The organism is Sulfitobacter sp. W074 (genome assembly GCF_025142275.1).
In the GTDB taxonomy this organism is placed as follows: Bacteria; Pseudomonadota; Alphaproteobacteria; order Rhodobacterales; family Rhodobacteraceae; genus Sulfitobacter; species Sulfitobacter profundi.
Map to the genome: position 1 here is coordinate 428,288 of NZ_CP081130.1, position 26,486 is coordinate 454,773.

23 protein-coding genes are annotated in these 26,486 nt (G+C 63.5%); 19 read left to right on the forward strand and 4 right to left on the reverse strand.

Features of this window, described 5'->3' with window-relative positions:
• Window positions 1-4: 4 nt before the first annotated feature.
• Window positions 5-205, reverse strand: a complete 201-nt coding sequence (locus tag K3762_RS02185) for a DUF1674 domain-containing protein (RefSeq protein WP_201722073.1) — start codon at window positions 203-205, stop codon at window positions 5-7.
• 199 nt (window positions 206-404) lie between these two features.
• Between K3762_RS02185 and K3762_RS02190 the strand changes: the two genes are divergently transcribed.
• Window positions 405-1,676 carry an RsmB/NOP family class I SAM-dependent RNA methyltransferase gene (locus K3762_RS02190; protein WP_132444135.1) on the forward strand — a complete coding sequence of 424 codons (1,272 nt, stop codon included), beginning with the start codon at window positions 405-407 and terminating at the stop codon, window positions 1,674-1,676.
• A 3-nt stretch (window positions 1,677-1,679) separates the two neighbouring features.
• On the opposite strand, the gene K3762_RS02195 is transcribed toward K3762_RS02190, so the two are convergent.
• Window positions 1,680-2,429 (reverse strand): phosphate/phosphite/phosphonate ABC transporter substrate-binding protein, encoded by a 750-nt coding sequence (locus K3762_RS02195; protein WP_132444136.1) that lies wholly within the window; start codon window positions 2,427-2,429, stop codon window positions 1,680-1,682.
• A gap of 165 nt (window positions 2,430-2,594) precedes the next feature.
• On the opposite strand from K3762_RS02195, the gene K3762_RS02200 reads away from it, so the two are divergent.
• The 6 genes from K3762_RS02200 to K3762_RS02225 all read left to right on the forward strand — a co-directional run bounded on the left by K3762_RS02200 (window position 2,595) and on the right by K3762_RS02225 (window position 9,745).
• A complete protein-coding gene (locus tag K3762_RS02200) occupies window positions 2,595-4,343 on the forward strand; it encodes a heparinase II/III family protein (RefSeq protein ID WP_206054282.1) in 1,749 nt (582 codons plus the stop codon).
• Between the two features lie 16 nt (window positions 4,344-4,359).
• Entirely contained in the window at window positions 4,360-5,946 is a 1,587-nt protein-coding gene (gene purH / locus K3762_RS02205; protein ID WP_132444137.1) for a bifunctional phosphoribosylaminoimidazolecarboxamide formyltransferase/IMP cyclohydrolase, read from the forward strand.
• Window positions 5,947-5,961: 15 nt separating this feature from the next.
• Window positions 5,962-6,450, forward strand: a complete 489-nt coding sequence (gene lspA / locus K3762_RS02210) for a signal peptidase II (protein WP_132444138.1) — start codon at window positions 5,962-5,964, stop codon at window positions 6,448-6,450.
• A gap of 52 nt (window positions 6,451-6,502) precedes the next feature.
• Window positions 6,503-7,015 (forward strand): DUF3035 domain-containing protein, encoded by a 513-nt coding sequence (locus tag K3762_RS02215; protein WP_132444139.1) that lies wholly within the window; start codon window positions 6,503-6,505, stop codon window positions 7,013-7,015.
• Window positions 7,016-7,079: 64 nt separating this feature from the next.
• Window positions 7,080-8,426: a pitrilysin family protein gene (locus tag K3762_RS02220; protein WP_240791561.1), complete on the forward strand. Its 1,347-nt coding sequence runs from the start codon at window positions 7,080-7,082 to the stop codon at window positions 8,424-8,426.
• The gene (locus tag K3762_RS02225; RefSeq protein ID WP_120350039.1) at window positions 8,423-9,745 is read left to right on the forward strand and encodes a pitrilysin family protein; all 1,323 of its coding nucleotides are present in this window, start codon (window positions 8,423-8,425) and stop codon (window positions 9,743-9,745) included. Before K3762_RS02220 ends, K3762_RS02225 begins: the two co-directional genes overlap by 4 nt.
• Before the next feature lie 55 nt (window positions 9,746-9,800).
• Here the strand turns inward: K3762_RS02225 and K3762_RS02230 are convergent, their stop codons facing one another.
• The gene (locus K3762_RS02230; protein WP_132444140.1) at window positions 9,801-12,146 is read right to left on the reverse strand and encodes an aldehyde dehydrogenase family protein; all 2,346 of its coding nucleotides are present in this window, start codon (window positions 12,144-12,146) and stop codon (window positions 9,801-9,803) included.
• A 44-nt stretch (window positions 12,147-12,190) separates the two neighbouring features.
• A complete protein-coding gene (gene deoC / locus K3762_RS02235; RefSeq protein ID WP_132444141.1) occupies window positions 12,191-13,204 on the reverse strand; it encodes a deoxyribose-phosphate aldolase in 1,014 nt (337 codons plus the stop codon).
• Between the two features lie 175 nt (window positions 13,205-13,379).
• On the opposite strand from deoC, the gene K3762_RS02240 reads away from it, so the two are divergent.
• The 12 genes from K3762_RS02240 (at window position 13,380) to K3762_RS02295 (ending at window position 26,484) form a co-directional block, all read left to right on the forward strand.
• Window positions 13,380-14,369 (forward strand): metal ABC transporter solute-binding protein, Zn/Mn family, encoded by a 990-nt coding sequence (locus tag K3762_RS02240; RefSeq protein ID WP_132444142.1) that lies wholly within the window; start codon window positions 13,380-13,382, stop codon window positions 14,367-14,369.
• Window positions 14,370-14,372: 3 nt separating this feature from the next.
• Window positions 14,373-15,167 (forward strand): metal ABC transporter ATP-binding protein, encoded by a 795-nt coding sequence (locus K3762_RS02245; protein ID WP_132444143.1) that lies wholly within the window; start codon window positions 14,373-14,375, stop codon window positions 15,165-15,167.
• Window positions 15,164-16,369 carry a metal ABC transporter permease gene (locus K3762_RS02250; RefSeq protein WP_120350044.1) on the forward strand — a complete coding sequence of 402 codons (1,206 nt, stop codon included), beginning with the start codon at window positions 15,164-15,166 and terminating at the stop codon, window positions 16,367-16,369. The genes K3762_RS02245 and K3762_RS02250 overlap by 4 nt, the downstream gene beginning before the upstream one ends.
• Window positions 16,366-17,295: a metal ABC transporter permease gene (locus tag K3762_RS02255; protein WP_260011242.1), complete on the forward strand. Its 930-nt coding sequence runs from the start codon at window positions 16,366-16,368 to the stop codon at window positions 17,293-17,295. The genes K3762_RS02250 and K3762_RS02255 overlap by 4 nt, the downstream gene beginning before the upstream one ends.
• Window positions 17,296-17,578: 283 nt before the next feature.
• On the forward strand, window positions 17,579-19,465 hold the full coding sequence (mutL, locus tag K3762_RS02260; protein ID WP_260011245.1) for a DNA mismatch repair endonuclease MutL: 1,887 nt from the start codon (window positions 17,579-17,581) through the stop codon (window positions 19,463-19,465).
• Window positions 19,462-20,706, forward strand: a complete 1,245-nt coding sequence (locus tag K3762_RS02265; RefSeq protein ID WP_120350047.1) for a DNA recombination protein RmuC — start codon at window positions 19,462-19,464, stop codon at window positions 20,704-20,706. Before mutL ends, K3762_RS02265 begins: the two co-directional genes overlap by 4 nt.
• Window positions 20,707-21,720: a pyridoxal-phosphate dependent enzyme gene (locus K3762_RS02270; RefSeq protein ID WP_132444145.1), complete on the forward strand. Its 1,014-nt coding sequence runs from the start codon at window positions 20,707-20,709 to the stop codon at window positions 21,718-21,720. It abuts the gene before it with no gap.
• A gap of 136 nt (window positions 21,721-21,856) precedes the next feature.
• The gene (locus K3762_RS02275; RefSeq protein WP_132444146.1) at window positions 21,857-23,176 is read left to right on the forward strand and encodes an NAD(P)/FAD-dependent oxidoreductase; all 1,320 of its coding nucleotides are present in this window, start codon (window positions 21,857-21,859) and stop codon (window positions 23,174-23,176) included.
• On the forward strand, window positions 23,173-23,961 hold the full coding sequence (locus tag K3762_RS02280) for a DUF1365 domain-containing protein (RefSeq protein WP_132444147.1): 789 nt from the start codon (window positions 23,173-23,175) through the stop codon (window positions 23,959-23,961). The genes K3762_RS02275 and K3762_RS02280 overlap by 4 nt, the downstream gene beginning before the upstream one ends.
• Complete coding sequence (locus K3762_RS02285) at window positions 23,958-25,193, forward strand: MFS transporter (RefSeq protein ID WP_132444148.1); 1,236 nt, start codon at window positions 23,958-23,960, stop codon at window positions 25,191-25,193. The genes K3762_RS02280 and K3762_RS02285 overlap by 4 nt, the downstream gene beginning before the upstream one ends.
• Complete coding sequence (locus K3762_RS02290) at window positions 25,190-25,756, forward strand: DUF3833 family protein (RefSeq protein WP_205570893.1); 567 nt, start codon at window positions 25,190-25,192, stop codon at window positions 25,754-25,756. The genes K3762_RS02285 and K3762_RS02290 overlap by 4 nt, the downstream gene beginning before the upstream one ends.
• Entirely contained in the window at window positions 25,753-26,484 is a 732-nt protein-coding gene (locus tag K3762_RS02295; protein ID WP_120350052.1) for an SDR family oxidoreductase, read from the forward strand. Before K3762_RS02290 ends, K3762_RS02295 begins: the two co-directional genes overlap by 4 nt.
• The last annotated feature ends 2 nt before the right edge of the window (window positions 26,485-26,486 follow it).

Sequence of the window (26,486 nt, forward strand, 5' to 3'; positions counted from 1 at the left end):
CCGCTTAGAAATCGACGGCGATGCCTTTTTTCTCCCAATCGCCATAGCGCACCGGCTCTGGCCCATCGCGCCCGCCCAGTTCAGCGGGCAGGTCCAGCGCGGCTGCGGCCTTGCGGCGCGCGGCGGCCTCGGCCAGCGCGCGCTGTGCGGCGGCAGGCAGATCGGGGCCGGGCTGCGGCGTCGGGTCATGCGGCGTGTCGGGGATGGGCTTTGGCCCCGGTTTGGGCTGCGGTGGCAGGTCCGGCGCGGGGCTAGGGGTTGGGTCAGGGCCGGGTTTGCTGTCGGGAATGGGGCGTTGATCGGGCATCATGGTCCTCTTGAGCCAAGTTCTCCCTTGATATACGTCGCGCGCTGGCCCAGACAACCCGGCAACCCCTCAAGCGAGACCCAGATAGGACATGACCATGGCAGACACAGGCGTTCAGGCCCGCAGAAGCGCGGTATATCTGCTGGATCAGATTTTGGGCGAAGAGCCGCGACTGATGTCCGAGCTTCTGGCCTCGGGTGCGCTGGACAAGCTGCCCCCCGATGACCGGGCGCGGGCACAACGTCTGGCACAGGACACGCTACGCGGGTTGGAGCGTGCCGACCGGCTGTTGCAAAAACATCTGCAAAAGGCCCCGCCGTTGACCGTGCGCAACGTGCTGCGCGTCGGCACGATTGAGCTGTGTCAGGGCGGCGCGGCGCATGGGGTCGTGAACACGATGGTCAATCTCGTGTCGCAGCATCGCACGCTGAGCCATCTCAAGGGGCTGACCAACGCCGTGCTGCGCAAGATCGCCGCACAGGGGCCTGAGGCTTGGGGCGCCCTGCGCGCACCGCGCTTGCCCAAATGGCTGCGCGGTCCACTGGCCGAGGCTTGGGGCACCGACGCCATCGCCAAGATGGAAGAGGCGCATTTCGCGGGCGCACCGCTGGATCTGACCGCCAAGGGTGATCCGGCCGCCTTGGCCGAGGCCGTGGGCGGCACGCTCTTGCCGACAGGATCGGTGCGCGTAATGAACGCAGGGCAGGTCTCCACCATGCCGGGATTTGCCGAAGGTGACTGGTGGGTGCAGGATGCCGCCGCCGCGATCCCGGTGCGGGTGCTGGCCCCGACGGAAGGTGAAGCCGTGCTCGACCTCTGCGCCGCGCCGGGGGGCAAGACCATGCAGCTTGCCGCTGCGGGGGCCGTTGTCACTGCCGTCGACCAATCGCATCCACGGATGCAGCGGGTGAAGGAAAACCTTGCCCGCGTGGGGCTTAAGGCCAAGACGCTCACCAAGGACGCCCGTGCCGTAGAGGGCGCGTTCGACGCGATCCTGCTTGACGCGCCCTGTTCCGCCACCGGCACCATCCGTCGCCACCCCGATCTGCCCCATGCCAAGGATGGCTCGGAATTCGGGGACCTGATTGAACTGCAATCCGAGTTGATCGACCACGCATGGACCCTGCTGAAACCCGGCGGGCGGCTGGTGTTCTGTACCTGTAGCCTGCTGCCCGACGAGGGCGAAGTGCAGGTCGATGAGGCGTTGGAACGGCACGGCGACATGACGGTCGACCGCGCTGCGCTGGAGTTGCCGGGGGTCGCGGCTGAGTGGGTCACCGAAGAGGGCGGGTTGCGTCTGCGTCCTGACTTTTGGGCTGACAAAGGCGGGATGGACGGTTTCTATATCGCGTGTCTGCGGAAGGGCTGACCCTCACGCCCCGTCGGGTGGGGAGGGCACAGCGAGGTATGCGGATTTCGGTATCTCGACCAGGCCGCGCAGGCCCAGCGTCGCGGCATCCTCGGGCGTAAGCCCGGCGATGGCATCGCGGACCGCTGCAAATGTGGCTTCGCGATCGGTATCTGCCGCCGCGATATAGGGCAGGCCGGGCGTCGGCGTCGTGGTTTCCAGCACCCGCAAGCCACCCGCGAAAGCGTCATACCGCTGGATCAGCCGCCACGACACCCCGTCCAGCGCCGCAATATCCGCCCGCCCCTCGGCCACGGTTTTGGCGGAGTTCCGGTGCCCGTGGCTTTGACTGCGATCTGCAAACCAGAAACCCTCTGCGCTGCAATGCGCGTAGGCGGCGGCGTAGCCTGACTGCGAAAACGTCTGGTTGTAGGTGAACCGCGCTGCGCGAAAGTCGGAAATTGTTTCACGGGGATCATTGGCGCGGACCACGAAGACGCTGTTGTAATAGCCCGGCGGGCAGCCCTCGACGGCAAAGTCTGGTGTCCCGATCAGCGCAACTTGGTCGTGCAGCCACAGGCGGTAGGGCATCCCGCAGGTTTGCGAAAGGGTCAGGTCGCGGGCTTTCCAGACCGCGAATTCCTCTCGCGCATTGTCCAACTCTTCCGGGGCCACAACGCCTCGCGCGCGCAGCCCGTCGCGGATCAACGCCCAGTAGCGGGCCGTGGCCGCGGCGGTTTCTGGCCGTAGGTACATCATCAGGCTGGCGATCATCGGTGCGCTCCGGTTGCGGTGCCCTTGTTTAGGCGGCACCCCTGCGGGCTGGCAACCGTCCGTTCCCCGCCGATCCCCCGGCGCGCGGGGAAAATCCGGTGACTCATTGCAGGGCCGCGGTTATGCTGCCGCCAAACGCCATCAGAGCGTCAGGGGCAGCTTGATATGATTAATCTTTCCAGCGTCATGGCCCGAAGGGTGCGGTTTTTGAACCGCTGGCACGCTTGGCGTGCGACCCGGGGCCGGGGGCGGGTGGCGGGTTTCACCGCGTCGCCCGAGCCGCGCACCATCGGCTCTTTCGCGCGGGGGCGGCAGTTGATGGCGGGCAATTACCTTTTTGCCGGCAGCCTGCTGACCGCGCCGCAGACCGCGATGTGGGATCTGACCCCGCCTGGCCCTGCCTTTGCGGCGGAACTGCACGGTTTTGCATGGCTGGATGATCTTGCCGCCGTGGGGGATGCACGGGCGCGGGCGTCAGCGCAGGATTGGCTTTGGGGCTGGATCGACCGTTTCGGGCGCGGGCAGGGGCCGGGCTGGACCCCGGCGCTGACCGGTCGGCGGCTGATCCGCTGGATCAACCACGCACTTTTCATGCTGCGCGGGACGGACACCGCGCAGAGCGATGCCTTCTACCGGTCCCTCGAACAGCAGACCCGTTTCCTGTCAAAACGCTGGCGCGCCTCTGCGCCGGGCCTGCCGCGTTTCGAAGCGCTGACCGGGTTGATTTACGCGGGCCTGTCGCTGGAGGGGCTAGAGGAACTGGCCGATCCCGCCATCAAGGCATTAGCACGCGAATGTGCCAGCCAGATCGACGCCGAGGGCGGTCTGCCGACCCGAAACCCCGAAGAACTGCTCGCCGTTTTTACCCTGCTTACATGGGCCGCAGCGGCGCTCAGCGATGCAGGCCGCAGCACGCCCAAAGAGCACCTTACCGCGATTGAGCGTATCGCGCCGACCCTGCGCAGCCTGCGTCATGCCGATGGCGCCTTGGCGCGGTTTCATGGCGGCGGGCGCGGTATGGAGGGCTGGCTGGACCACGCGCTGGCGGCGGCCAAGGTCAAGACGCGGCAGCCTGATGGGCTGGCCATGGGCTATGCAAGGCTGTCGGCAGGGCGCACCAGCGTGATCGTCGATGCGGCGGCTCCGCCGGGCGGCGCGGCGTCGGGCAATGCCCATGCCTCGACACTGGCGTTCGAGCTGACCTCGGGGCGGCGGCCCTTGGTGGTGAACTGCGGCTCAGGCGCGTCTTTCGGGCTGGAATGGCGGCGGGCGGGGCGGGCCACGCCGTCGCATTCGGCCCTGTCGCTTGTCGGCCATTCCAGCGCCCGCCTGGCGGAGCCCGACCCCCACAGCGGGACAGAGGCGCTCATCGCGGGTCCGCGCCAAGTGCCAGTGGAGATCGGAGAGGCGGCGGATGGGCTGCGTTTTGAGGGCGGCCATGACGCCTATCTGCGCAGCCACGGGCTGACCCATGCGCGGCGGCTCGAACTCACCTCGGACGGGCGCGGGCTGACGGGGGAGGATATGCTGCTGGCGATAGAGGGGGCAGAGAAGCGGCGCTTTGATAAGGTGTTGAGCGCCACACAACTGAAGGGCGTGCCTTTCGACATCCGTTTTCACCTGCATCCGGATGTCGATGCCACGGTCGACCTTGGCGGGGCTGCAATATCCATGGCGCTGAAAAGCGGTGAAATTTGGGTGTTTCGCCATGACGGTACGCATAATCTGTCTTTGGAACCGGGGGTTTACCTTGAGACGACGCGGCTGAAGCCACGTGCTGCGCAGCAGATCGTGCTGACCGGATATGCCATGAACTATGCCACGCGGGTGCGCTGGTCGTTGTCAAAAGCGCAGGAAACTGCGATTGGCGTGCGAGATTTGTCGATCGACGATCCCTATGCTGATGAAGACTGACCAAGGAACCAGCCCCATGCCCGACCTCTATCCCATCAAACGCGCGCTTCTTTCCGTATCCGACAAGACCGGTCTTTTGGACCTTGGCAAAGCTTTGGCGGCGCGGGGCGTTGAGTTGCTCAGCACCGGCGGCACCGCTAAAGCGCTGCGCGAGGCGGGGCTTGAGGTGCTGGATGTGGCCGATGTGACGGGCTTTCCCGAGATGATGGACGGGCGCGTGAAAACGCTGCACCCGGTGGTCCACGGCGGTCTGCTGGCCCTGCGCGACAACGATGAGCACGTCGGCGCGATGACCGAACATAACATCGGCGCGATCGATCTGGTGGTGGTGAACCTTTATCCGTTTGAGGAAACCGTCGCCAAGGGCGCGGAATACGGCGAGGTGATCGAGAACATCGACATCGGCGGCCCGGCGATGATCCGTTCGGCGGCCAAGAACCACGGCTTCGTCAACGTCGTGGTCGATGTCGAGGATTACGCCGAGGTGATCGCTGAGATGGAGGCCAACGACGGCCAGACCACCTATGCCCTGCGCCAGCGCTTGGCCCAAACCGCCTATGCCCGCACCGCGGCCTATGACACTGCCGTCAGCACTTGGATGGCCGAGCAGGTCGCAGGCACCCCGCGCCGCCGGACCTTTGGCGGCACGCTGGCGCAAACCCTGCGCTATGGTGAGAACCCGCACCAGCAGGCGGCTTTCTACACCGATGGCTCCACCGCCCCCGGTCTGGCGAACGCCGTGCAGCATCAGGGCAAGGAACTGTCCTACAACAACATCAACGACACCGACGCCGCCTTTGCGCTGGTCAGCGAATTTGACCCTAAAGTCGGCCCCGCCTGCGCGATCATCAAACACGCCAACCCCTGCGGCGTGGCACGTGGCGAGACGATGCTGGAGGCCTACAAACGTGCTTTTGACTGCGACCGCACCTCGGCTTTTGGCGGCATCATCGCGCTGAACCAGCCACTCGACGGCCCCACCGCCGAAGCGATTGCTGCGATCTTTACCGAGGTCGTCATCGCCCCCGGCGCGGATGAGGATGCCAAACGCATCTTTGCCGCCAAGAAGAACCTGCGTCTGCTGACCACCGAAGGTCTGGCCGACCCTGCCGCCGCCGCTTTGGCCGTGCGTCAGGTCTCGGGCGGGTTCCTTGTGCAGGACAAAGACGTGGGCCGCGTGAGCCGCGATGACCTCAAGGTCGTGACCAAGCGCAAGCCGTCGGATCAAGAACTCGACGACATGCTGTTTGCTTGGACCGTGGCAAAACACGTCAAATCCAACGCCATCATCTATGTCAAAGACGGTGCCACAGTCGGCGTTGGCGCAGGCCAGATGAGCCGGGTGGACAGCACCCGCATCGCCGCGCGCAAGGCCCAAGACATGGCCGAGGTGATGGACATCGACGCACCCCTGACCCAGGGCTCGGTCGTGGCATCCGATGCGTTCTTCCCCTTCGCGGACGGTCTGATCACAGCGGCAGAAGCTGGTGCCACGGCACTGATCCAGCCCGGCGGCTCCATGCGCGACGACGAGGTGATCGCCGCAGCGGATGAAGCGGGCCTTGCCATGGTCTTCACCAACATGCGCCACTTCCGGCACTAAGCGAAGGGCAGCACTATGCGGACATTCGGCATCGCGGCCTTCGTGGCCTTTCTCATCGACCAGATCAGCAAATATGTGGTCATTCACATGATGGAACTGGCACGTATCCGCTCCATCGAAGTGCTGCCTCCGGTGCTGAATTTCCGCTATGGCGAAAACCGGGGCATCAACTTTGGCCTCGGTGGGGATATGAGCCAATGGGTGCTGATAGCGGTGGCGCTAGCGATCTGCGCGGGCGTCACTCTCTGGTTCTGGCGCAGCCCGCATGGGCGGTGGGCACAGCTGAGCGGCGGCCTGTTGGTCGGCGGGGCGCTGGCGAATGTGGCGGACCGGCTGATCTATGGCTATGTGCTGGATTTCCTGAACAACTCTTGCTGTGGCATTAACAACCCTTTCGTCTACAACTTGGCGGATGTCTTTATCTTTGCCGGGGCCTTGGGGCTGATCCTCTTTACCGGAGAGCCAAAAAGCGCGCCCAAGCGCCGGGGCAAAAAAGGTCAGTGACATTGCCCGCTTGCCTGCGATATTGAACAAGCAGACCCCGAAAGGAGACACCATGCGTCGCATTGCCCTCATCAGCTTGATCCCGCTGGCCCTCGCCGCCTGCAGCAATCAGGGCCTTCGCGATTTGCAGCCGACTTCTGATGGGCCGGATGAATTCCTGATCCAGCCGGTCAAGCCGCTGGAACGCCCCGACAATCTGAACGCCCTGCCGACCCCCGTGCCGGGACAGGCGAACCTGACCGACCGGTCGGCGGTGGCCGAAGGAGTGGCGGCATTTGGCGGGCGTTTGGACACTTCTACCGCCATCCCCGCAGGGGACGCCGCACTGGTGCAGCACGCAGGCCGGATGGGTGTACAGCCCGGTATTCGGGCCGACTTGGCCCAGTCTGATGCGGAGTTCCGCAAGGGCAAAGGGCGCTTCACCCAGTTCCGCATCGTGCCGGTGGACCGCTACAGCCAAGCCTATAAGCGCCAAACCCTTGACGCCCATACTGAGGCGGAACGCTGGCGCAATGCGGGCGGGCGCACGCCGTCTTACCCTCCGCAAGACACACGTTTTCGCTAGGCTTCTTGAAAGTAGCGCCAGACCGCGTAGGTAATGCGGGAGGCGATATATTTCGAGGTAAGCAATGATCCGACTGCCGATGATGGCGGCCCTGGTGGCGACGCTCTTCACAGCCCCCTCCGCGCAGGCGCGCGATAACGAGAATGAGGCGGTAACCCATTTCACCCTCGATAACGGCATGGAGGTTGTTGTCGTCGAAGACCACCGCGCCCCGGTCGTGCAGCAAATGGTCTGGTACCGCGCAGGCTCAGCCGATGAACCCAAAGGGTCGTCCGGCGTGGCGCATTTTCTTGAACACCTGCTGTTCAAAGCCACCGATAAGCTGGAGTCGGGCGAGTTTTCGGCCACCGTCGCGGCCAACGGCGGGCGCGACAATGCCTTCACCAGCTACGATTACACCGCCTATTTCCAGCGCGTCGCTGCCGACCGCCTCGGCCTGATGATGGAGATGGAGGCCGACCGGATGAAGAACATCCGCCTGACCCCCGAAAACATCGAAACCGAACGCGATGTGATCTTGGAAGAGCGCAACCAACGGACCGAGAACAACCCCGCCGCGCTTTTCAGCGAACAGCTCAACGCCGCGCAATTTCTCAACCACCGCTACGGCGTGCCGATCATCGGGTGGAAACATGAGATGGAGGAGTTGGACCTTGAAGATGCGCTGTCGTTCTATGAGCTCTACTATTCGCCCAACAACGCCATCCTCGTTGTCTCCGGCGATGTGACGCCAGAGGACGTGCGCGAATTGGCCGAAGCCACCTATGGCCAGATCCCCGCCAACCCTGACCTGCCCGAGCGCCTGCGCACCGAGGAGCCACCGCAGATTGCCGAACGCCGGTTGATCTACAAAGACGCCCGCGTGGCCCAGCCCTATGTGCGCCGCTCTTACCTCGCTCAAGAGCGTGACAGCGGTGCGCAGGAAGAGGCGGCGGCGCTCTTTCTTCTCAGCGAATTGCTGGGCGGCGGCACCACCTCCTACCTCGCTGAAAAGCTGCAATTCGACGAACAGATCGCCAACTACACCGGTGCCTTCTACAAGGCCGATACGCTCGACGACACGACCTTTGATGTCGTGGTGCTGCCCGTGCCCGGTGTCAGCCTCCAGCAGGCCGAAGAGGCGCTGGACGAGGTGCTCGTGCAGTTCATGGAAGCCGGGGTGGACCCCGAGCATCTTGAGCGCCTCAAATCACAGTTGCGCGCCGATCAGATTTACGCCCGCGACGATGCCGACCGCGTTGCAAATCGCTACGGCTCGGCCCTTGCCATCGGCCTGACCGTCGAAGACGTGCAGGACTGGCCCGATGTGCTGCAAGCCGTCACCGCCGAAGACATCATGCAGGCGGCCCGCACCCTGTTCGACAAACGCGCATCGGTCACCGGTTGGCTGATGAAGGAGGACGCGCAATGAAACTGTTCTACGCCCTGATCCTGACGGTTTTCGCCGCACTTCCCGCCCGTGCCGAAGTCGACATCCAGCCCGTCACCAGCCCCGGCGGCATCGACGCTTGGCTGGTCGAAGAGCATTCTATCCCCTTTGTAGCGTTGGAAATCCGTTTCCGGGGCGGCGCGTCACTGGACGCCCCCGGCAAACGCGGCGCGATCAACCTGATGACCGGCCTCTTGGAAGAGGGCGCAGGCGACATGGACGCGCGCGCCTTTAGCCGCGAGACCGAAGCGCTGGCAACCAACCTCAGCTTTGACGTGTCGGACGATTCGCTTTCCGTCTCGGCCCGTTTCCTGACCGAAAATCGCGAAGCCTCCATCGAGCTTCTGCGCGCCGCATTGTTAGAGCCGCGTTTTGACGAAGACGCGGTAGAGCGGGTGCGCGGTCAGGTGATCTCGAACATCCAGTCGAACCAGAAAGACCCGAACGACATCGCCCGCCAGACCTTCGACAAGATCGCGTTCGGCGACCACCCCTACGGCAGTTCGCTCAACGGCACGCTTGAGACGGTGGCCGGGTTGACCCGCGAGGACCTGATTGGGGCGCATAAGGCCGTGCTGGCCCGTGATCGCATCTATGTCGGCGCGGTAGGCGACATCACCCCCGAAGAACTGGGCGAGTTGCTCGATACGCTGTTGGGCGATCTGCCCGCCAAGGGCGCGCCGATGCCCCCGACTGCAGATGTGGATATCCCCGCGGGCACGACAGTGGTCGATTTCGCCACACCGCAATCCGTTGCGATCTTCGGCCAGCCCGGCCTCGCGCAGGATGATCCCGATTGGTTCACGGCAACGGTGCTGAACCATGTCCTCGGCGGTGGCGGTTTCGAATCCCGCCTGATGACCGAGGTACGTGAGAAGCGCGGTCTGACCTATGGCGTCTATTCCTACCTCGCCCCGCGCGATCTGGCTGAGACCTACCTCGGCTCCGTCAGTTCAGCCAACGACCGTATCGGTGAGGCTATTGAGGTGATCCGCGCCGAATGGGCCAAAGCCGCGACCGAAGGCATCACCCAAGAGGAACTGGAGGCCGCCAAGACCTATATCACCGGCGCCTATCCGCTGCGGTTTGACGGCAACAGCCCGATTGCCAATATCCTCGTCGGGATGCAGATGCTCGGCCTGCCGACCGACTATATCGCGACCCGCAACGACAAGGTCGAAGCGGTCACGCTGGACGACGTCAAGCGCGTCGCGGCGGATTTGCTGGACCCCGAAAACCTGCATTTCGTCGTCGTCGGCCAGCCCGAAGGGCTTGAGGCTTCTACCCCACCACAAGAATGAAAAAAGCGCCGCTCCCACGGGGGCGGCGCTTTCAACTTGTCTCTGGTGACAGGGCTTATTCGCCGTAAGGCACCCAGATATTCTTAACCTCTGTCGCGGCTTGCAGGAATTCGCGCCCCGTGCCATCGGTCCCGAACCAATCGCGCGCCATACCGTGGTTTACCCAGGTACGCTTGATATTGCTCGCCGCCCCTTTTTCGACCACGGCCGAGAGTTCCGCCGCGCCAAAGCTCCATACGGCATCAATGTCCATATGCCGCGCCATCGGGTCGGCCAGATCGGCCTGCGACCCGGTCAGGATATTCACCACACCCGCAGGCACGTCGGAAGTCTCCAAAACCTGCACGAAATCGGTCGCCGCCAGCGGGAAGGGTTCGCTCGCCGACAGGATCACGCGGTTGCCCATGGCAATGGCGGGCGCCATGCAAGAGATCAGGCCCAAAAGCGGTGCCTCTGCCGGGCAAAGTGCCCCGATCACGCCCACAGGTTCCTTCATCGCCAAGGCCACGCCCCGGATCGGCACGCCGTGAACCTGACCATCGTATTTGTCGGCCCAGGCGGCATAGGTGAACAGCCGGTCAATAGCGGCATCGACCTCTTTGCGACCATTCTTTGTCCCTTGCATCGCATCCAGCCGCGCGGCGAATTCATCGCCCCGCGCCGAGAGGTTTTCGGCGATGTAGTAGAGGATCTGCGCCCGCAGATGGCCAGTGGTTTTCGACCACCCCTTCGCCGCATGCGCTGCTTCAACCGCGTTGCGGACATCCTTGCGACTGGCAAGGCTCACATGCCCCAACAGCCCACCAGACTTGCCCCAGACCGGTGCGGAATAGCCCCCATCGGGCCGCGCCTGCTTGCCCCCGATATAAAGCTTTGCGGTGCGGTCGATCCCGTCTTCCGGGCCACCTTCACCGCTGAATGCTTCGATCTCTTTCAACGGCTTCTGAGCGGTCTTCGGCTTCGTATAGCCCGCCAGACCTTCCCAGCCGCCCTCACGGCCAAAGCCACTCTCGCGCTTGCCGCCAAAACCGGCAGCGGCATCCATCATATTGGTGCCGTTGACCCAAACGATTCCGGTCTCCAACTGCGGCGCAATGTCGAGTGCGAGGTTCACATTTTCGGTCCAGACCGTCGCCGCCAGCCCATAGCGCGTGTTATTAGCAAGCTGCACCGCCTCGCCAGGCGTACGGAAAGTGGTCGAGACCAACACCGGCCCGAAAATCTCTTCCTGCATCAAAGTATCGGCAGGGTTCAGCCCGGTAATCAGCGTCGGCGAATAGAAACAACCATTCTCAGGCATCTGCCCCGGCGTGACAAACCGCTCGCCGGCAGTGTTCGCCTCAACCATCTCGCTCACGCGCTTGTATTGCACCGGGTCCACCAGCGCGCCCACGTCAATGCTCTTGTCCAGCGGATCACCAATGCGCAGCTTCTCCATCCGGGTGCGCAGCTTGGCATAGAAGCGATCCGCAACAGGCTCATGCACCAACAACCGCGAGCCCGCACAGCAGACCTGCCCCTGATTGAACCAAATCGCGTCAACCAGCCCCTCTACGGCACTATCCAGATCGGCGTCATCAAACACGATGTAAGGCGACTTGCCGCCCAACTCCAAAGTCAGCGCCTTGCCCGAGCCTGCAGTCGCCTCACGAATGCGGCGCCCCACGGCGGTGGAGCCGGTAAAGGCGATCTTGTCGATATCCTCATGGGTAACAATCATCTCGCCCACAGCGCCATCACCGGTGACAATGTTAACCACACCCTTCGGCAATCCAGCCTGACGGCAAATGTCAGCAAAAAGCAGCGCCGTCAGCGAAGTATACTCCGCAGGCTTCAACACCACCGTGTTGCCCATCGCCAGCGCAGGCGCGATTTTCCACGCCAGCATCAGCAGCGGGAAGTTCCACGGAATGATCTGTCCACACACCCCAAGCGCCTGCGCATCGGGCAGCTCACTCTCCATCAGTTGCGCCATGCCGGCGTGGTAATAGAAATGCCGCTGCGCCAAAGGCACATCGATATCACGCGCCTCACGGATCGGCTTGCCGTTGTCCAATACCTCCAGCACGGCAAAGAGCCGCGCGTGTTTCTGCAGCAACCGCGCCAGCGCATAGATATGACGCGCCCGGCCATGGCCGCCCAGCTTCTCCCACTTCGGCTGCGCTTTTCGCGCGGCCTTCACGGCGCTATCGACATCGCCTTGCGTCGCCTGCGTCAGGCTGGCCAAAACCTCTCCCGTTGCCGGGTTGGTGCTGTCGAAACCCGCGCCCGGCGCGGTGAACGCCCCATTAATGAAATGGCCAAAACGCCCGCCCTGATCCACGATCCAAGCCAGCGCATCTGCCGCCGATTCCGGGGCTGGCCCGTATTCCATGCTCTCAAAAATCTCAGACACGCTCATGCCTTCATCCTTTTCCAAATACCGTCCCGCAGCCTGCAACAGGCTCAGGAGGTCGCGTGACGGTAAGCCGCCGAATAATTGCCGGTCACATGATGTTCCAACTGCCGCTCGATATCGCCCAAAAGCGAAGACGCGCCAAAGCGGAACAGGTCAGGCTGCAACCAACGGTCGCCCAGCTCTTCTTTCATCAGCGCCAAATAGGTGATCGCATCCTTGGCTTTGGAAATGCCACCCGCAGGTTTGTAGCCCACCCGCACCCCGGTGCGCTCATAATACTCACGGATTGCCCGGATCATCACGAGGCTGACGGGCAGGGTGGCATTAACGCTCTCCTTACCTGTCGAGGTCTTGATGAAATCGGCCCCGGCCATCATGCAGACCAGCGACGCGCGCGCCACATTGCGCAGCGAGCCCAATTCGCCCGTCGCAAGGATCGCTTTCACATGGGCCTCGCCACAGGCCTCACGGAAGGCGCGCATCTCATCATAAAGCGCCTGCCAGTCGCCCGAGAGCACGTGGCGGCGCGAGATCACGATGTCGATCTCTGTCGCCCCTGCTTCAACGCTCATCTCGATCTCACGAATGCGCAGTTCCAGCGGCGACAGGCCCGCCGGGAAACCGGTGGAGACGGCAGCAATCGGGATATTGGTGCCTTCCAACGCGCGCCGCGCGGCGGGGATCATCTCGTGGTACACACAGACCGCACCGGTGGTGATCGAGGCCATGCCAAGCGCATCAAGCAGATCGGGCGCAATCGGTTGGCGGGCCTTGGCGCAGAGCCGCTCGACCCGGCGCGCAGTGTCGTCGCCCGAAAGGGTCGTCAGGTCGATACAGGTCACGGCGCGCAGCAGCCACGCGGCCTGATGTGCTTTTTTCAGCGAACGGCGGGCGGGCAGGGCGGCGGCGCGGCGCTCGATCGCTGAGGTGTTCGCCTGCACCGAGCGCAGCCAGTCCATATCAAGCGGCATAGGCTCGACACGTCGTTCGGTCACCTGCGGCAGATGGCCGGTGGCGCCGGTTTCAGTCGTGCTTTCGCGCGGGGTCGTTTGGGTGGCCATCGGGTCTCTCCGGTTTGGTCAGGCGGGCAAAATGGCATGGGGCAGGGGCCAAAGCAAGCGACGCTAACCCCGCGTCACGGGGCGATTGCCCGAAAAACAGGCAAGATACCGCAATTGTTAATGAGAACCATTCGCAACTGTTGACTTACATGAGAATCGTTCTCATTAATAACCCATGAAACATGCATCTGACCCTTTTCGCCCGTCCCGCCGCTCCGCTCTGATCGGTGGTATGAGCGCCTTTGCCCTTCTGGGGGCTGCGCCCGCCGCCTTTGCTGCGCAAAAGCTTAACGTTGTCGCCACGACAGGTATGATTGCCGACGCCGCCCGCCGCGTGGGGGGCGACTTGGTCGAGGTCCGCTCGCTCATGGGCTCAGGGGTCGATCCGCACAGCTACCGCCAGACGCGCAGTGACATCGTGGCGCTGACACGGGCCGATCTGGTGCTCTGGCATGGTCTCTACCTTGAGGCGCAGATGGAGCGGTTTTTTGAGGATCTGGGCCGCAAGCGCGCCGTGGTCGCTGTGGCCGACGCGCTACCCAAGGATGATCTGCTCAGCCACCCGGATTACGAGGGGCGCTATGACCCCCACGTCTGGATGGACCCGAAAACTTGGATCGCCGTGGTTGATGAGGTGACCCGCGCCCTGACCGAGGCCCATCCCGCAGGGGCCGAGACCTTTGCAGAAAACGCCAAGACCTACCGCGCGGAGCTAGACCAACTTGCCGCCTATGCCGCCGAAACCGTGGCGCAGGTGCCCGAAAGCCAGCGCGTTCTCGTCACGGCGCATGACGCCTTCAGCTATTTCGGACGCGCCTTTGATTTTGAGGTGATTGGTATTCAGGGCATCTCGACCAACAGCGAGGCCGGGCTGAACCGTATCTCTGGGTTGGTCGATGAACTGGTCGACCGCGAAATCGGCGCCGTCTTTGTCGAAACGTCGGTTTCCGACCGCAACATGCGCGCGCTGGTCGAAGGCGCTGCGGCGCGCGGTCATGAGGTCGTGATCGGCGGATCGCTCTATAGCGACGCCATGGGGGAACCGGGCAGCTATGAGGGCACTTATATCGGTATGATCGATCACAATGTCACCACCATCGCCCGCGCGCTCGGCGCGCCGGTGGCTGCGGGCGGGATGAACGGCAAGCTGGTACAGGGAAGCTGATCTATGACACTTGAACTCGCCAGTAGCCGCGAAACCGCGCCCACGTCCCGCGCCAATAGCCCGCTTGCCGTGCGCGGCATGACCGTCTCTTATGGGCAGAAGCCTGCGGTCTTTTCGGTCGATATGACCGTTGAGCCGGGCAAGATGACGGCGATCATCGGCCCGAATGGCGCGGGCAAGTCGACTTTGCTCAAGGCTGCTTTGGGCATTCTGACCCCGCTGGCGGGCACCGCCACCGTCTATGGCAAGCCGGTGGCCGAACAACGCCACCGCATCGCCTATGTGCCGCAGCGCGCCAGCGTGGATTGGGATTTCCCGACCCGCGTGATCGACGTGGTGCTGATGGGGCTCTATCCGCAACTGGGCCTGCTGGGCCGCATCCGCCCTGTGCACCGCGCCCGCGCCACCGATTGTCTGGCCCGCGTCGGCATGGAAGATTTCGCCACCCGTCAGATCGGCCAATTGTCTGGGGGCCAGCAACAGCGGGTCTTTCTCGCCCGCGCATTGGCGCAGGATGCAGACCTCTATCTGCTGGACGAACCCTTTGCCGGGGTCGATGCGGCAACTGAAAAGGCGATCATCGCCGTGCTGAAATCCCTGCGCGACGCAGGCAAAACGGTTGTGGCGGTTCACCATGACCTATCCACCGTGGCCGAGTATTTCGACAACGTCTTCCTGATCAACACCCACCGCGTCGCCGAAGGCAGCGTCGAAGAGGTATTCCAAGCCAACCACCTGCAAGATGCCTATGGCGGCCGCTTGGCGGGTGCGCAGATGGATGCGTTGCAACTGTCATGATCTGGGACGCGCTGACGCTGCAACTGGGCTATAACGCCACGCTGGTAACACTTGGGGCGACGCTGCTGGGCATGGCTGCGGGCGTTGGCGGCACCTTTCTATTCCTGCGCAAACGGGCGCTGGTCAGCGACGCGATTTCCCATGCGACGCTGCCCGGTGTGGCGCTGGCTTTCATGGTGATGGTCGCGTTTGGCGGGGACGGCCGCAACCTGATCGGCCTGCTGCTAGGCGCGGCCTTGTCTGCGGCGGCGGGGCTGCTTTTGGTCTCATGGCTCAGCAACCGCACACGTCTGGCCGAAGATGCGGCGATTGGCTCGGTCCTGTCGGTTTTCTTTGGGCTTGGCATCGTCTTGCTGACAGTGATCCAGACCATGAGTGCCGGACGGCAGGCGGGGCTTGAGGATTTCCTTTTGGGCTCCACCGCCGGGATGCTGCGCAACGACGCTCTGATCATTGCGGTGGCCGCGGCGCTGACGCTGGCGCTGGTGCTGCTGCTTCGGCGTCCGCTGACGCTCGCCTCGTTCGATCCTGAATATGGCACCGCCATTGGCCAGAACGTACCGCGCACGGATCTGGCGATGATGGGGCTGGTGCTGGCGGTGACCGTGGTGGGCCTTAAAATCGTTGGGCTGATCCTGATTGTCGCGCTCTTGATCATCCCGCCCGTCACCGCCCGGTTTTGGAGCGAGCGCACCGATCACGTGGTGCTGATCTCCGGTGCGCTTGGCGGTATCGCGGCCTATGTCGGCGCAGCGCTGTCTGCGGCCCAGCCGAACCTGCCGACGGGCCCGATCATTGTGCTGGTGGGCTTTGCGCTCTTTGCGCTGTCGCTGCTGTTGGCACCGGGGCGCGGCGCGCTTTCGGCTCTGCTGCGCCACCGCCGGTATCAGCGCCGGGTGCATCTGCGACAGGGGCTGCTGGCGCTTGCCCATGGACAACCGATCTACGAACAACTGACCCTGCGCCTGCTGCGTGCCGAAGGCTATGCGCTGCCCGATGGGGTCGCCACCAAAGCGGGCCGGGGCCGCGCCGCCAAGGCGCTGCGGGACGAAACCCGCTGGCAGTTGATCCGCCGCGATCCAGCTTACGAGGCGGCGGCCCAGCAATATGACGGTCTGACCCCCATCGAGACGGTGCTGACCGCCGACCAAATCCGCGAAATTGACAGCCGCATCGACATGCGCGGCGGGGTGATGGCATGAACGGTTCTGAATTTGTGCCCCTGTCGTTGGTGCCGATGCTGACCGGCATCTTCGTCGCCGTGGCCTGTGCCCTGCCGGGGAATTTCCTCGTCCTGCGCCGCCAAGCGCTGATCGGAGATGCGATCAGCCATGTGGTGTTGCCGGGGATCGTGGTGGCGTTTCTGCTGACCGGCGTGGTCAGCACCTGGCCGATGCTACTGGGCGCTGCGGGGGCGGCGTTGGTCGCCGTGCTGGTCATCGAAGGCGTGCGCCGCTTGGGCAAGATCGAATCCGGTGCGGCGATGGGCGTGGTCTTTACCGCGATGTTCGCGGGCGGGGTGTTGTTGCTTGAGCAATCGGACACCAGCAATGTGCATCTCGACGTGGAACATGCGCTTTATGGCAACCTTGAAAGCCTGATCTGGCTGGATGCGACCGGCTGGGGGTCGCTGTTCGACCCCGAGGCGCTGGCGACCCTCCCGGTGGAGCTGCCGCGCATGGCGGTGACGCTGCTCTTCGTCGCGCTTTTTACCGCGATCTTCTGGCGGCCGCTCAAGATCAGCACCTTCGACGAGGGCTTCGCCCGTACCATCGGCATGAAGACCGGGCCACTGGGTCTTGGTCTGGTCATCGTTGCGGCGATTGCCGCTGTGGCTGCCTTTGACGCGGTGGGCAGTATCATCGTCATCGCCATGTTCATCTGCCCCCCCGCCGCCGCGCGGATGATGACCAACCGATTGGAGTACCAGATTGCGTGGTCGGTGCTCTTTGCCACTTTGGCCGCTGTGCTGGGCTATGTGCTGGCCGGATACGGGCCGCTGTGGATCGGCATGCGGGATTCGGTGTCAGCGGCGGGGATGATTGCCACGGTTTCGGGTGTTATCCTTGGGTTTGCGGCACTTATGGGGCCGCATCGGCAAAGAGGCGCCGCTGCCCCCGCCGCTTAATCGAATCGCAACGATTCGTTTTCTGGGCAACCGATTCGATTTTGCTTTGACCTGTGATTCGTCCTGCGTCTATACAGGGTGCAAGCTCCGCCGGAGACGACTTGTACCCGGGTCGCCCGCCGCTCTGATAAGACCGGAATAACAAAAGCACCAGTGCGCCGAGTAGCCGACCCAGAAGCGGATCGCCCCAGTCTTGGCGGCGGTCCGCTGACTCTGTCTTCCCCCTCTGATAGACGCAATCCGATCTGGCAGAATCGGAATGGCCCATGCTAGGTCTTGCGGTATGCCAAGCCCGACCCCCAATATAAGCGAAAACCGCCCCGTCATCCGCCAGTTGGACGATTCCGCGATCAACCGCATCGCTGCGGGCGAGGTGGTCGAGCGCCCCGCCTCCGCCGTGAAGGAACTGGTCGAAAACGCCATCGACGCGGGCGCGCGGCGCATCACCGTGGAATATGCCGACGGCGGCAAGACGATGATCCGCGTGACCGACGATGGCTGCGGCATCGCGCCCGAGGATTTGGCGCTGGCCTTGTCGCGCCACGCGACCTCCAAAATCGATGGCTCTGACCTGCTTGATATCCACACTTTCGGGTTTCGGGGGGAGGCCCTGCCGTCCCTCGGTGCTGTCGGGCGGCTGACCATCACCAGCCGAGCGTCGGGGTTTGACGGGGCCGAGATCACCGTCGACGGTGGCCGCATGGGCGAGGTACGCCCGGCGGCGCTGAACAGCGGCACCATCGTCACCCTGCGCGATCTGTTTTTCGCCACACCTGCGCGGCTCAAGTTCCTGCGCACCGACCGGGCAGAGGCGCAGGCCATCGGCGATGTCATCAAGCGGTTGGCCATGGCCGAACCCTTCGTGCGCTTTGTGCTGCGCGATGTCTCGGGTGACGGTAAGGGCCGCGATGTATTCCGCGCCGAGGCTGAGCAGGGCGATCTGTTTGAGGCGCTGCATGGCCGTTTGGCGCAGGTGCTGGGCCGAGAGTTCGCGGAAAACTCCCTGCCCATCGACGCCATGCGCGAAGGGCTGCATCTGACGGGGTTCGCAGCACTGCCGACCTACTCGCGTGGCTCTGCGGTGGCGCAGTATCTTTTCGTGAATGGCCGCCCGGTGCGGGACAAACTGCTGACAGGCGCATTGCGCGGCGCGTACTTCGATTTCCTCAGCCGGGACCGCCACCCGGCGGCGGCGCTGTTCGTGGAATGCCCGCCAACGCTGGTCGATGTGAACGTGCACCCGGCGAAATCCGAGGTGCGTTTCCGCGATCCCGGTCTGGCGCGGGGGCTGATCGTCTCGGCCCTGCGCCATGCGCTGGCCGAGGCGGGGCACCGCGCTTCGACCACCGTGGCTCAGGCGACTTTGGGCGCGATGCAGCCCGAACCGCAGGGCGCACGGGTCTACCAGATGGACCGCGCGGGCATGGACCGCCCCAGCCCCGCCGCGCGGCAAGCGGCCTATAACGCGCAGGCGCCGGGCTTTGCCGAAACCGCAGGCGTCTGGGGCCGGGTGGAGGGCACGCCGATGCCCGAAGCGCCCGCGCCGTTCACTGCCGCGCCCGAGGGCGAAGAGGCGGCCCCCGCCCCGGACTACCCGCTCGGCACCGCGCGGGGGCAGGTGCATGAGAATTACATCATCGCGCAAACCGCCAGTGGCATGGTCATCGTAGACCAACACGCCGCGCATGAGCGGTTGGTTTACGAGAAGCTGAAGCGCCAGATGGAAACCAACGGCGTCGCCGCCCAAGCGCTGCTGATCCCCGAAATTGTCGAGCTTTCCGCCAATGACTGCGCGCGGCTGCTGGAACTGGCGGACGAGCTTGCGAAACTCGGCCTTGGCATCGAAGCCTTCGGCGGCAGTTCCATCGCCGTGCGCGAAACGCCCGCGATCCTTGGCACCGTGAACGCCCGCGCGCTGATCCTCGATGTGCTTGACGAATTGGACGAAGGCGACAGCAGCAACATCGTGCAGGCCAAGATCGAAGCGATCCTGAGCCGTGTCGCCTGTCATGGGTCGATCCGTTCGGGCCGCTGGATGCGCGCCGAAGAGATGAACGCGCTCTTGCGCGAGATGGAGGCGACCCCGCATTCCGGCCAGTGCAACCACGGGCGGCCCACCTATGTCGAACTCAAACTCGCCGACATCGAACGGCTTTTCGGGCGCACTTGATGGAGCTTGGCGGCACGACGTTGAACCTGTCTGACCCTGTGACGCTGGCCGCCCTTGCCGGGGCCGGGTTGCTGTTGCTCATCGTTATCTTGCTGATCATGGCGGTGCGCGCCGCTGGCCGCTCGGCCCGTGTGGCCGCCCCCTTGGCGCAGCAGATGCGCGTGCTTGGGGGGCATGTGCAGCAGTTGGGGCAGGGGCAGGAGCAGCTGCGCGGCGGGTTGCAGATGGTCTCGGACACACAAAGCAACACCCAAGCGCAGATGATGCAGAGCATGGAGGCGCGGCTCGCCTATGTGCAGCAGCAGATGCAGGACCGGCTGGCCGACAACGCCGCCCGCTCGGCCCGGTCCTTGGCCGAGATGCAGCAGCGCATGACCGAGACGCTGCACGGCTCGTCGAAACGCACCACCACCAGTCTTGCGCAGTTGCAGGAGCGTCTGGCCTCAATCGATAAGGCGCAGGATAATATCACGAAACTGTCGGGCGACGTGCTATCGCTCCAAGACATCCTCAGCAACAAACAAACGCGGGGATCCTTTGGTGAAATCCAACTGCGCGATATCGTGTCGAAAGCCCTGCCGAGCGACAGCTATTCTTTGCAAGCCACACTCAGCAACGGCAAACGGCCCGATTGCCTGATCCATCTGCCCAACCCGCCCGGCCCGATCGTGATCGACAGCAAATTCCCGCTGGAGGCCTATGAGGCCCTGCGCCGCGCCAAGACCGAAGCCGAGACCCGCGCCGCCGCCCAGCAGATGAAGGTCGCCGTGCGGGTGCATCTGAATGCGATTGCCGACAAGTATATTCTGGAGGGTGAGACCGCCGAAGGCGCGTTGATGTTCCTGCCCTCCGAAGCCGTCTATGCCGAATTGCACGCCAACTTTCCCGAACTCGTCCGCGAGGGGTTTGAAAAGCGCGTTTGGATCGTCAGCCCGACGACCTGCATGGCCACGCTCAACACCATGCGCGCGATCCTGAAAGATGCGCGGATGCGCGAACAGGCAGGCGCGATTCGCAAGGAGTTGGGCAATCTGAACAAGGATGTCGAACGGCTGGCGATGCGTGTCGGCAACCTTGATCGGCATTTCAGCCAAGCGCGGCGCGATGTCGAAGAGATCAAAGTCAGCAGCGAAAAAGCCGCCAAACGGGCGGGCCGCTTGCATAATTTCGACTTCGAAGAACTGGCAGAAGACAAAACCGAGGCTATTGTTCCCCTAAGGACACCCGAAGGGAACGGCTGAATGAACGACGTGGACATTACCGGGATGACGCTGGAGGCGATGCAGACGCGGGCCGCCGCGTTGCGGGGCGATATCGTGCAAACACCGGTGGTGACCCTCTCTTCTCCCATGGTCGATGATGTGCTGGGCGGCGCACAGGTTGCGCTCAAGCTGGAGTGTTTTCAGCATACCGGCACCTTCAAGGCCCGCGGCGCGCTTTCGGTGGCGCGACAGTTGGATGATGACACCCGCGGGCGAGGGATCACTGCGGCCAGCGCGGGCAACCATGCCATCGCTGCCGGTTGGGCTGCGGCAAAGCTGGGGATCAGCGCCAAGGTGGTGATGCAGGATAACGCCAACCCCTTTCGCGTCGCCCTTGCCCGTGCCACCGGGGCCGAGGTCGTGATGAAACCTGCCGGGCAAGAGACCTTTGCCGAGGCGGAGCGGCTGGTGCGCGAAGAGGGGCGGTTTTTTATCCACCCTTTCGAGGGGCTGCACACGTCGCTCGGCACCGCGGGGGTGGGGCTGGAACTGATGGCGCAGGCGGCGGATTTGGATGCGGTCGTCGTCTCTGTTGGCGGTGGCGGGTTGATCAGCGGTGTGGCCGCCGCGGTCAAGGCGATCAACCCCGCTTGTCGGGTGTACGGCGTGGAGCCGATAGGCGCCGACAGCATGTCGCGAAGCCTCGCCTCTGGCGCGCCCGTGACCATCCCTGAGGTCAATACCATCGCCGACAGCCTTGGCCCGCCGATGGCGCTGCCCTTTGGCCATGCGCTTTGTGCGGTCTATGTCGATGATGTGGTGACGGTCAGCGACGATGCGATCTGCGCCGGGATGGTGGTGCTGCAGCAGGCCGCGAAATTGGCGGTGGAACCTGCCGCCGGGGCTGCGATGGCCGGGGCGCTCGGGCCCCTGCGCGCGCAACTGGCGGGGCGGCGTGTGGGGGTGATCGTCTGTGGGGCCAATATCGACACCGAAACCTATCTGGGCCAGTTGAGCCGCGGACAAGCGGCGCTTGAAAGCCTGCTATCATAGCACCCCTTTGCGCGGTCGCAGGCAGTCTTTCGGCGGCGTGAACCTCTCCAAGAAAATGTATCGGGCAGTGCAACTTTAACTCCTTTTTACCCGTGTGTGCCCCATATCCAAAGTCCCGGACCAAAGCAGGACCCTTATGCCTTTTGAAGCTCTGAACGACAGCACCGACCCCCAGCATCCGCGCGGCCGGCGCGTCGCCGTGATTGGTGGCGGTATTTCCGGCATGGGGGCGGCGCATATGCTGGCGCCAACGGACCGCGTGACCCTGTTTGAGGCGGGAGCCAAGATCGGCGGCCATGCGCGGACGGTGATGGCCGGAAAGAACGGCGATCAGCCGGTCGATACCGGGTTTATCGTGTTCAACTATGCCAACTATCCGCATCTCGCGGCGCTGTTTGCCGAATTGGACGTGCCGGTGGTGCCGTCGAACATGAGCTTTGGCGCGTCGATTGATGGCGGGCGGCTGGAATATGCGCTGACCAGTTTCAACGCGGTCTTTGCCCAGAAACGCAATATGTTCAGCCCGCCTTTCCTGCGGATGCTGCGCGATATCGTGCATTTCAACAAGAACGCGCTGGCGGTGTCGCGTGACCCGTCGATGACCATCGCAGAGTTTCTCGACCGGCTTGGCACCGGGCGCTATTTCCGCGACTTCTATCTCTCGCCGCTTTCCGGCGCGATCTGGTCCACCCCGACCGAGAAAATCATGGACTTCCCGGCCCATGCCATGGTCAACTTTTTTGAGAACCACGCGCTGCTGAATTATTCCGGCCAGCATCAGTGGTACACGGTGAAGGGCGGCTCGCGGCAGTATGTTGACCGGTTGGAGAATGCTCTGCGCGCCAATGGCGTTGACCTGCGTACCGATTGCGCGGTGCAGGCCGTGCGCCGCACCGCGCAAGGCGCAGAGGTACGCGCATGGGGCGGCGAGTGGGAGGCGTTCGACGAGGTGATTTTTGCTACTCATTCCGATGACACGTTGGCGATGCTTTCCGATCCGACTAAGGCCGAGAAGCGCGCCTTGGGCGCAATCCGCTATCAGCCCAACGACATCGTTTTGCACGCCGATGCCAGCATCATGCCCAAGCGGCGTTCTACTTGGGCGTCATGGGTCTATACCGAGGATCGAGAACAAAAATCAGACCGGATCGACCTGACCTATTGGATGAACTCGCTGCAGCCGATCCCACAGGACGATCTGCATTTCGTGACGCTCAATACCAAACGCAGCATCCGCGAAGATCTGATTTATGATCAAGTCACCCTGCGCCATCCGGTCTATGACCTTGCCGCCTTGGCCGCACAGGACGAGGTGCGCGCCTTCAACGGCAGCCAGAATACATGGTTCTGCGGCGCTTGGATGCGGCATGGCTTTCACGAAGACGGGCTGGCCAGCGCGGTGGATGTGGTCGAGCGGATGCAGGCCGCGCGGGCGGCACCCTTGGCGGCGGAGTGACGGCGGGCGTCGATCATATCCGGGGCCAAACCTTTCATGGCCGCAAAGGTGCGGTAGAGAACCGTTTCCGCTATTCGGTCGACTATGTGATCTGCGATGCCGAGGCCACGGCGCTGAGGGCGCCCACTCTTTTCACCCGCAATGGCGCTGGCCTGACCAGCCTGCAAGACAGTGACCATGGCGGCGCGCCGGGGCAGGGGCGCGGTGCGCTTTGGGTGCGCGAGGTCTTGGCGGCGCATGGCATCACAGGCGTTGCGCGAATAGAGTTGTTGGCGCAGCCGCGGGTGCTGGGCCATGTCTTCAATCCGGTCAGCTTTTGGCTGTGCCGTCGGGCGGATGATGCGCTGATCGCGGTGATCGCCGAGGTGACGAACACCTATGGCGACCGGCATTCCTATCTGTGCCATCATGCAGACCTACGCCCGATCGCGCCCGACGACAGGCTGAAGGCGGCAAAGCTCATGCATGTCTCCCCCTTCCAAGATGTCTCGGGTGGCTATGTCTTTCGTTTCGATATCACCTCTGAGCGGATCGGCATCTGGATCGATTTCTCGGATGGGGAGAACGGGTTGATTGCCACTTTGACCGGGCCGCGTGCGCCGCTGACCAATCGCGGTATCCTTTGGTCCCTGCTGCGCCGCCCTTTCGGTGCGCGGCGGGTGCTGGCGCTGATCCATTGGCAGGCGCTGAAGCTTTGGCTGAAGCGGGCGGGGTTTCGCGCCCGCCCCGAGGCGCCCAATGTCGACGTATCCCGTGATGCGGCGCATGGCGCGGGTGGCCGATGACAGGACGCGCGGCCCGGCTGCCCGCCTATGCGCTTTTCGCGGCATTGCTCGCGTCGGCGGGGCTGCCGATCTACATTCACGCGCCGAAGTTCTATGTCGATGAATACGGGGTCTCGCTGACGGCACTTGGGTCGGTGCTTTTTGGTTTGCGGCTGTTGGACGTGGTGCAGGACCCCGCCCTTGGTTGGTTGGCCCAAAAGCTGCGCGACAAGCGCGGCACTGCGGTGACGGTGGCAGGCGCGGTGATGGCGCTGGCGATGCTGGGGCTTTTTGCCATGCCCGCGCCGGTGGCGCCGGTGCTGTGGTTCGCGCTGATGCTGACGCTGGTGTTTTCCGCCTTCAGCTTTCTGACCATCTGTTTCTATGCACAAGGGGTTGCCAAGGCCGACAGCCTGCCGGGCGCGGGGCATTTGACCCTTGCCCGCTGGCGCGAGACGGGCGCGCTTTTGGGGGTTTGTCTGGCCTCTGTCGCGCCTTTGCTACTGGGCGTCGGGCTGGATCGTCCCTTTGCCGGGTTTGCTGTTGGCTTTGCGATCTTGGCGCTTTGGGCCACGGTCGCCATGCGGGGCGAGTGGCGGGCGGCGGTGCTGCCGATGGAAAGTGGCTTCGGCACCGTGTTGCGCGATGCGCAGGCGCGGCGGCTGTTGTTGATCGCGCTGGTCAATGCCGCCCCGGTTGCCGTGACCTCGACCCTGTTTCTTTTCTACGTCGAACTGGCGCTTGAGGCGCCGGGGTGGGAGGGGCCGCTTTTGCTGCTGTTTTTCCTTGCAGCGGCAGCGGCGGCACCGCTTTGGGGGATCTTGGCAGAGCGGCACGGCCCGCGTCGGGTGCTGCTGGTCGCAATGGCTTTGGGCATCGCATCCTTCGGCGGGGCGATGTTGCTGGGGCCGGGGGATGTTGCGCTTTTCGCCTTGGTCTGTCTGGCCTCAGGCGCGGTATTGGGCGCGGATTTGACCCTTTTGCCTGCCATGTTCGCCAGCCGCATGGCGCAGATTTCCCCCTCGGCTGCCGAAGGTTTTGGCCTCTGGTCCTTCGTCTCCAAATTGACCTTGGCTTTCGCGGCCGTTGCTCTACTTCCAGCTTTAGAACGCGCAGGGCTGCAGACCGCAGCGGGAACCAGTTCCGACACATCCATATCCCTGTTGATCTGGTTCTATGCCGGTGTACCTTGCGCCTTGAAATTGCTGGCGATCGCTCTGCTCGCCAGTGCAAAAGACGTGGAGACACCGTGACAGAGCCGTTGATCTTTATCGCTGTCGGGCTTGGCCTTGGTCTATTGCTCACTTTTTTGCGCCGCCGTTTGGGGGAGTTTCATGGCCAGTCGCCAAGCGACTATGTCGATTCTTTCCCCGTCTTCGACCTGCGGTTGCATCTGCGCGATGAAATGATTTGCGAAGGCGTGATTTTCGGCCCCCTAGGCCGGGTCACCAGCAGCTTCACGGCCAATTTCGACGTGTCTTGGGAGGGGAATGTGGCCACCGTGGCCGAAACCTTTCGCTATAACGACGGTTCGCGTCAGGAGCGCGAATGGACCGTCACATTGGGCGAGAACGGCAATTTCACCAGCACCGCCCCGGATGTGATCGGCGTGGGGCAGGGCGTTCAGGCTGGACCGACCTTGCAGCTGCGCTATCGTATCCGACTGCCCGAAGAACTGGGCAGTCATGTGCTGAAAACTGTCGATTGGATGTATCTCACCCCCGATGGCACCATCGTGAACCGCAGCCAGTTTCGGAAATTCGGGATCAAAGTAGCAGAATTGGTCGCCACGTTGCGACCGGCGGAGGAAAGATGAAAGACTGGCAAGGCAAGACCTATTGGCTGGTGGGCGCAAGCGACGGGCTTGGGGCGGCACTGGCACATCAGCTTAGCCGCACCGGGGTCGAGGTGATCCTCTCGGCTCGCTCCGAGGACAAGCTGACCGAGCTGGCGCAGGCCCTGCCGGGCCGGGCGCGGGTGCGGGTCTTGGATGTGACCGATGACGCGGATGTGGCGCAGGCGGCAAAGGATGTGGGGCCAATCGACGGGTTGGTTTATCTGGCGGGGGCCTATTGGCCCTTTGCTGCGCAGGAGTGGCAGGCCGAGCATGGCGTGACCATGGCCGATGTGAACTTCACCGGGTTGATGCGTGTCCTGGGACAAGTGGTGCCAGAGATGGTCGCGCGCGACCACGGGCATATCGTCATCACCTCAAGCCTGACCGCCTATCGCGGTTTGCCCGGCTCAATCGGCTATACGGCCTCCAAGGCGGCGACCCTGTCTTTGGCGGAATCGATGCACGCCGATCTGCGCAAGACCGGCGTACAGGTTCAGGTGATCAACCCCGGTTTCATCAAGACCCAGTTGACCGACAAAAACGATTTCAAAATGCCCTTTTTGATGGAGCCGAAAGACGCCGCGCGGCGGGTCTATGAGCATATGAACGGCGACAGTTTCAAACTGGATTTCCCCTACGGGTTTTCGCTGCTGTTCCGTTTGGGGCGGTTCCTGCCGGACTGGCTTTACTACCGGTTCTTTTCCTGACC